We start from the raw sequence: 6,784 nt of genomic DNA, 5'->3' as shown, positions 1-6,784 counted from the left end.
TTTCAAATCACCGTTTTTGTAATTGATGGTAAATCCGATAATGTTTTGTTCCGAATCGATGCCTTTGGGAACATCTACTATCTCTCCGATCTCCGAAATTTGAGAAAGCAGAATTTTTTCCCCATCCGGTAAAACAAATTCATCCGTCATATTTTATATCCAAAAAATTTTATGTAGAATTTAATAACATTTTTTGAACCAAATTGATTAATTGGTTGAATAATGGGAAAAAATGGAAATTGAAGATTATGTATGTCTTTATTATTTAATAAAATAGATTGGAGGAAAATAGTTTATACATAGTAATTTCTATAATGATTTAATTGAGGGGATAAGTATAATTCTGCGAATCTGCTATAGCAGAATCGCACACTTGCAGGAAAAAAGGTAAGAAAACAACTGGACTTCATCGCGGAGCAGATGGAGTTCAGTTTTAGCATCGACAAAGAGACTCGACTTGCTACGACCGAAGGAAGTGCGAGTTGAGTCTTTCAAGTGTTTCAAGATTGTCCTCGACTCGCACTTCGTAGCAAGTCGAGTCCAATCTTATTTAATATTTTCTGATTTTGATCTTATATTTTTTTAATCTTCGGATCAAAGAATCTCGAGATATTTTCAGAAGTCCGGCTGCTCTGGTTTGATTAAAACCTGCAATTTCCAGAACTTTCCGGAGATGTTGGATTTCCATGTTCTCAAGACTCAAATCCTCGTTTTTCTTAATATCTTCTTCTAATTCCTTTTTTACTGGAAAAAGATTAGGAATACTGAAATCGGAAAATTCCAGAACCGGTTTATTACAATGGATAAGAGCATTTTCTACGATATTTTTCAGTTCGCGCACATTTCCCGGAAATTCATAGTTTTTTAGATTATTGATAAGTGTCGGATCAATATCCGGGACAGGTTTTTTTAGTTCCAGGGAAATTTTTTTCACATAATAGGCAAATAAAGGTTCGATATCATCCTGTCTTTCCCGTAAGGGAGGAATTTTAATGACCATGGTATTTAATCGATGAATAAGATCAAGCCTGAACTTATTATCCTGAACCAGTTTAAAAATATCTTTGTTGGTTGCAGAAATGATCCTGAAATCCACAGCCAACTGCTTTTGTCCTCCAATCCGGGTGATCTTTTTATCTTCAATAACTCGTAATAATTTTGCCTGCAACCTGATCGGCATATCAGCAATTTCATCGAGAAACAAAGTTCCTTTATCTGCAATTTCCAGAAATCCTTTTTTATTATTTAAGGCTCCTGTAAATGCACCTCTGACATGACCGAAAAATTCACTTTCAATCAGAGTTTCGGGGATTGCACTACTATTCACAACACAAAAATAATTTTCTTTTCGTTCACTCGCATAATGAATTATACGGGCAACGATCTCTTTACCGGTTCCGCTTTCCCCAACGATCATTACATTTGTGTTTTTATATTTTGCAGCTGTCATTGCCTGTTTCAGGACATTTGTTATTTGTTCACTTTGACCGACAACTTCGTTCTGGATCAATTTTTCTAATTCTTCGGAAATCAAAGAGCTGAATTTTTTCGTTTGTCGATATCGTTTTACAGCTCTTTTGTATTTAGAAGATATTCTTTTTTCTTTAAGATATTTTTTTAGGGCTAATTCGATGGTTGAATATAATTCTCTTTCCTTAAAAGGTTTGATTATATAACCGAAGGGATTGGTTTTTATAGCTTTTGAAAGAATATCATTTCCGGAATAAGCGGTGATATAAATTATGGGAATATGATAAGTATCATAAATATGTCTGGCTGTTGTAATTCCATCAATTTCACCATTTAGGACGATATCCATTAAGATAAGATCGAGATTGGATTCAGCAGCTTTTATAATAGCTTCTTCCCCGGAAGAAACAATGTCGCAAACATTATAACCGAAGTTAGACAAGCAGTTTTTTAGATCATCTGCAATAATGACTTCATCTTCAACGATCAGGATCTTTTTCTGCTCCATAATTTTCCTTTTAATCATCTGAAAAATGAAAACTTACATTCTTAAATAAGAATCACATTTTCAGAGAAATCTTTTTTCAATTTTATATTTTGTTGTCAAATGAAAAAATAGCAAAGTTTGACCGGTAAACATTAAAAGTATCCAGGCATATTAATATTCCCAATAACTTTTATATAAAGAACTCCTCAGAAAAAATTGAAATGATCCAGAAGATGCAAGTAAAATTTTATCAATTTTTAGAACCTTCAGAAGAAGGCTTATCAGAGCAACTAATTCAGAACCTGTTACAGAAGCATTGTTCCCACAACTTAATGTCAGATTCTTTTAAAAGAAAGAGGGTATGCAATATCCATTGAACTGCAAACTTGACATAATATTTTCGTTTCAGAAATTATCCTTCCGTAAATAAAAAGGAGTTTTGATGAAAGTATTTTTGCTTTTTATTATTCTTATCATGATATTCGATCTTTGTCTGGCACAGATCATGACTGACCAGGAAAAACAGATCATCGAGAAGATGCTTAGAAAAAATAACCTGCAACCGGATGCTCTCAATTTTCTCAAAGATTGGGCGAGCGATACAAAATTCAAACTTCCTGTAGTCGTCGATATCCTCAACGATCCCATGAAATATCCGGATTTTGTAGAAGCTACAAAAGTTGTTCTGGAAAGTAGTAATCCCCGGGAATTGATCAATTATTTCTGTAATATCCTTTATTCTGCTGATGTTAGAGATGAGAAAATTATCAATGATTTCAGCAGTTACTTTCAGAAAAAAGTTAAAAAGACGAAAGATATTTTTTCATACACTTTTTATGTCTGGGAAAAAGCTGATTTTTATTACAAAAAAGTCTGGCAGGAAATATCTGATGAGGAAAAAAAGAAGCTGGAATATTTTGCCTACGAACTCTGGCAGGAAGATGAAGATAGCTTGCGCTACCAAGCTTATTATCGCGAATCAGATATTAAAGAATATCCGAAGCTGGAAGTAGAAGAGATAATTCCCATCATTGAAAAAATAAATTTCCCTGATCTAATGCGTTCTGCTTTTATTTTCCAGACCGGATTTGATGTGTTATCTAATAATCTTGAAAAAAAGAACTTTTCCTGGAAAAAAAGATTAGTCAAAGAAACTCCCTGGGGAATTTTCTGTATCGGTTCAAAAAAAGTCGATATTTATGATAATACTTATCCTTTTATTCTGGATCCAGGTGGAAATGATGTTTACAGCACAGAAATTAGAACAAATTTCAGAAGCCCTTTTTACTGGATATTAGACCTTTCTGGTGATGATCTATATCATAGTACCGGAATCGGAGAACTGTTTTTCACTTTATTCGGATTAGGTATCAATTATGATCATTTCGGTGATGATATTTATCATGGAAACGATTTTGCCTTCTCCTCTTTTTTCGGTTATCAATTGTCGCATGATTTAGCTGGTGATGATATTTATTCCTGCGGTTTGCACAGTTCCGGAGCTGCATCTTTTGGCTTGTCGATCCTTATGGACGGATCAGGAAATGATAATTATTCCGTAACAGAATTAGGACAGGGATTTGGTGGAACTCTCGGATCGGGGATGATTCTCGACAATCAGGGAAATGATCTTTATTATGCCGGCGGAAAATATCTGCACGAACCTTTGGCACCTTTTGATCATCGCAGTTTATCACAAGGTTTCGGTTTCGGTGTTCGACCCGATCTATCCGGAGGAATCGGATTGATCTACGATGAACAGGGAAATGACTCTTATCAGGGAGGAGTTTATGCTCAAGCTGTTGCTTACTGGTATGCACTTGGAATGATCATCGATTGCGGAGGAAACGATTTTTATGACGCTGTTTATTATCCTCAAGGAAGCGGAATTCATCTTGCCGGAGGTTTTCTTTATGATGAACAAGGTGAAGACCATTATTATTCCAAACACGGACCCGGACAGGGAGCAGCTCATGATTATGCTGTCGGTTTTTTGATCGATAGACAGGGAAATGATATTTATTCTGTTGAAGGCGGGAACGGACTCGGTTTGACTAATTCCGCAGCAGTTTTTCTCGATGTTTCCGGAGACGATAGATATGAAAGAAATTTTGCAAGTAATTACGGATTTGCTAATAAAACCAGAGAAAGCGGAAGTATCGGGATTTTTCTCGATACCGGAGGAGAAGATGAATATCCGCTTGAATACTGTCTCAATGATACTTCCTGGCAGAAAGGAACATACGGGATCGGTCTCGATACTATGTTAGTAAAAAATTCTGAACCGATGACCGGGAAAGTGGAGGAAGAAGTAACTGAGATCGATTCATCAGCCAAAATTTCGGAAATATTCAAGATCGCTTCCGGATGGGGAGTTGGCAGTAATACAAAAAAAGTGAAGAAAGCCGGAGAAATACTTTTAAGGCGGGAAACTGAAGCTGCTAAGTATATTTATGATGAGAAATTAGGAACAAAATCAGGTCTCGAGTATCGAGCTATCAAAAATTTTGTTAAGGAATCTGAAGAATTCAAAAAATATATTTTACCTGGTCTAAATCTTTCCGACAGTTTATGGGTGAAAACTACAATTTCTCTGATCGGTGAACTTGCCGATTCAACCTATATCGATACTTTAAAAACTTTTCTGAAAAAAGGAAAATATAAAACAACGGTTCTATCAGCTCTCGGTGAGATGAAATCTGATCAAAGTACGATCATTCTCCAAAAATATATGAATTCCAGCTCTGAAAAAATACGAGTTATAACAGCAAGAGGATTGAAGAAAATCGATTCGAATATGAGTAGAGAATTACTTCTAACAATGAAAGATGATCGGTCATTCCTGATCCGTTCAATGATAGATTTAATGGATGAAAAATGAAATACAAATTGATACTTTTCGATCTGGACGGAACTCTCTTTGATTATGAAAAAGCTGAAAAAGAAGCTTTTTATAATACATTTACAGTTTTTTGTCCAGATTCGGAAATGAGTAAATTAAATGACGAATATGTAAAAATAAACAGCAATATCTGGCAGGAATTCGAGAATGGATCGATCACAGCAGAAAATTTAAGAGTTGAAAGATTCCGGAGATTGTTTGAGAAAACAGGAATGAACCTGAAACCGAAACAAATTAGTAAAGAATATCTTAAAAATCTGGGGAGTTGTTCATATTTATTAGAAGGAGCTTTAGAAATTATCTCATATTTTCATGATAAATGCCAAATAGCTTTGATCACGAACGGTCTTTCTGATGTTCAGCATCAAAGGATTGTCAATTCCATTATCGCACCTTTTTTTGAACATATTTTTATTTCCGAAGAGATCGGTTATGCCAAACCTCATCCCGGAATTTTTGAATTTATTTTTAAGCATTATCCAAATATCAGGAAAGAAGAAACAATAATTGTTGGTGATAATTTGAATTCCGATATCAAAGGCGGAGAAGATTTCGGGATTGATACCTGCTGGTTCAATCCAAAAAATTATAAAAATAATTTGCCTTTAAAACCAACTTATGAAATTCAGAACCTGTCTGAATTAAAGAAACTTTAGACCTTACGGATGGTTGAGGAACGAGACCTCCGTAATGGTCGGGATGAAAAAAAAACCATTGCGGAGGAAATTTATGTATAAAAAAATATCAATAATCGCAGCAATCCTGTTATGCCTGTATTCTCTTTCAGGAGAAATGATAAAAGTCCATAAGACTTACAATAACCGGATTTCTCAAAAAAATATAAACAGAACTCGAGATGATTTGCTGGAAATTTCCTATCATGACGGAATAGCGGAATCTGCTGCTTATCAAGAATTTAATAATGGGTATGGAACTGTCTTTGATCTGAGTATTTATGAAGATGCAACCCTGGAGATGATCGACTTCCATCACTCGCAATACGGACTTCAGGATTATCCTCATAATTACAATATTCATATTGTTAATTGGGAAACAAAAGAACGACTGGTTCTGCTTGAAGGTTTTACAACGACAATTATAGATGACTGGGAAACTGGGATCAATCTTGGTTCGATAGCTGCTGTCGATTCTACGGGAATTTTTATCGAACCATTAAGTAACAATTCCTCAGATGCTTATCCTGATCTGGATTATGATGCAAGTCTAAATGGTGCATCTTACATCGTCAATTTAGCAAATTATACGGATAATAATCCCGGTCTGGATATTGGTGATTTTCTGTTAGATCTGTGGATCAATGTTCCTGCAAATACTGTGATCCAGGAAGATTTTTTAGAAGGTATCCCTGGAAACTGGACTCTTATCGACGAAGATGGAGACTCATTTGATTGGGAATCTTTTGATGAAGACGGACACGATGATTCTTACTGTGTTCGTTCCGGCTCGTATATCAGCGGTGTCGGGGCTTTAACTCCTGATAATTATCTTGTTCTTCCCAAGATAGATGTTCTAAATGATGAATATTTTCTAAAATTCTGGGTAAAACCTTTCAGTGATTATTTTTTTGCTGAACATTACAAAGTTAAGATTTCAACAATAACTGACACTATTTTCATTGAGAATTTTACGGATTTGATTTATGAAGAAACATTAACTCCGGGAGATTGGCAAGAAGTGACAATTTCTCTTTCTGCTTATTCCGAGCAGGAGATCTATCTTGCTTTTGAACACTGTAATTCTTATGATCAATCCTATATCCTGCTCGATGATATTTCTATTTCTGAAAACATTATCGAGGAATTGGATGCTGAATTTTCGGCTACTCCAACTTCAGGAACAAATCCTCTCGAAGTCCAATTTACTGATCTTTCTCTGGGAAATCCAACCTCCTGGGAATGGGATTT

Annotated in this window: 4 protein-coding genes; 3 read left to right on the top strand and 1 reads right to left on the bottom strand. The window is 35.2% G+C overall.

What is annotated here, in order from left to right:
• Positions 1-550 precede the first annotated feature (550 nt).
• Complete coding sequence (locus tag ENL20_04900) at positions 551-1,996, bottom strand: sigma-54-dependent Fis family transcriptional regulator (GenBank protein HHE37894.1); 1,446 nt, start codon at positions 1,994-1,996, stop codon at positions 551-553.
• A gap of 400 nt (positions 1,997-2,396) precedes the next feature.
• Between ENL20_04900 and ENL20_04895 the strand changes: the two genes are divergently transcribed.
• The 3 genes from ENL20_04895 to ENL20_04885 form a co-directional block, all read left to right on the top strand.
• Positions 2,397-4,838: a hypothetical protein gene (locus ENL20_04895; GenBank protein HHE37893.1), complete on the top strand. Its 2,442-nt coding sequence runs from the start codon at positions 2,397-2,399 to the stop codon at positions 4,836-4,838.
• Complete coding sequence (locus ENL20_04890; protein HHE37892.1) at positions 4,835-5,515, top strand: noncanonical pyrimidine nucleotidase, YjjG family; 681 nt, start codon at positions 4,835-4,837, stop codon at positions 5,513-5,515. Before ENL20_04895 ends, ENL20_04890 begins: the two co-directional genes overlap by 4 nt.
• A 34-nt stretch (positions 5,516-5,549) precedes the next feature.
• Positions 5,550-6,784 (top strand): hypothetical protein (locus ENL20_04885; protein ID HHE37891.1); only part of this gene is annotated, 1,235 nt, incomplete at its 3' end.

This window comes from Candidatus Cloacimonadota bacterium (assembly GCA_011372345.1).
GTDB lineage: Bacteria > Cloacimonadota > Cloacimonadia > Cloacimonadales > TCS61 > DRTC01.
The sequence above is the reverse complement of the archived record's forward strand: the minus strand, read 5'-3'. Positions and strand labels throughout refer to the sequence as shown.

Bases quoted from the DNA above. Each gene is read 5' to 3' on its own strand.
- ENL20_04900 (HHE37894.1), bottom strand. From the start codon at position 1,996: ATGATTAAAAGGAAAATTATGGAGCAGAAAAAGATCCTGATCGTTGAA.
- ENL20_04890 (HHE37892.1), top strand. From the start codon at position 4,835: ATGAAATACAAATTGATACTTTTCGATCTGGACGGAACTCTCTTTGAT.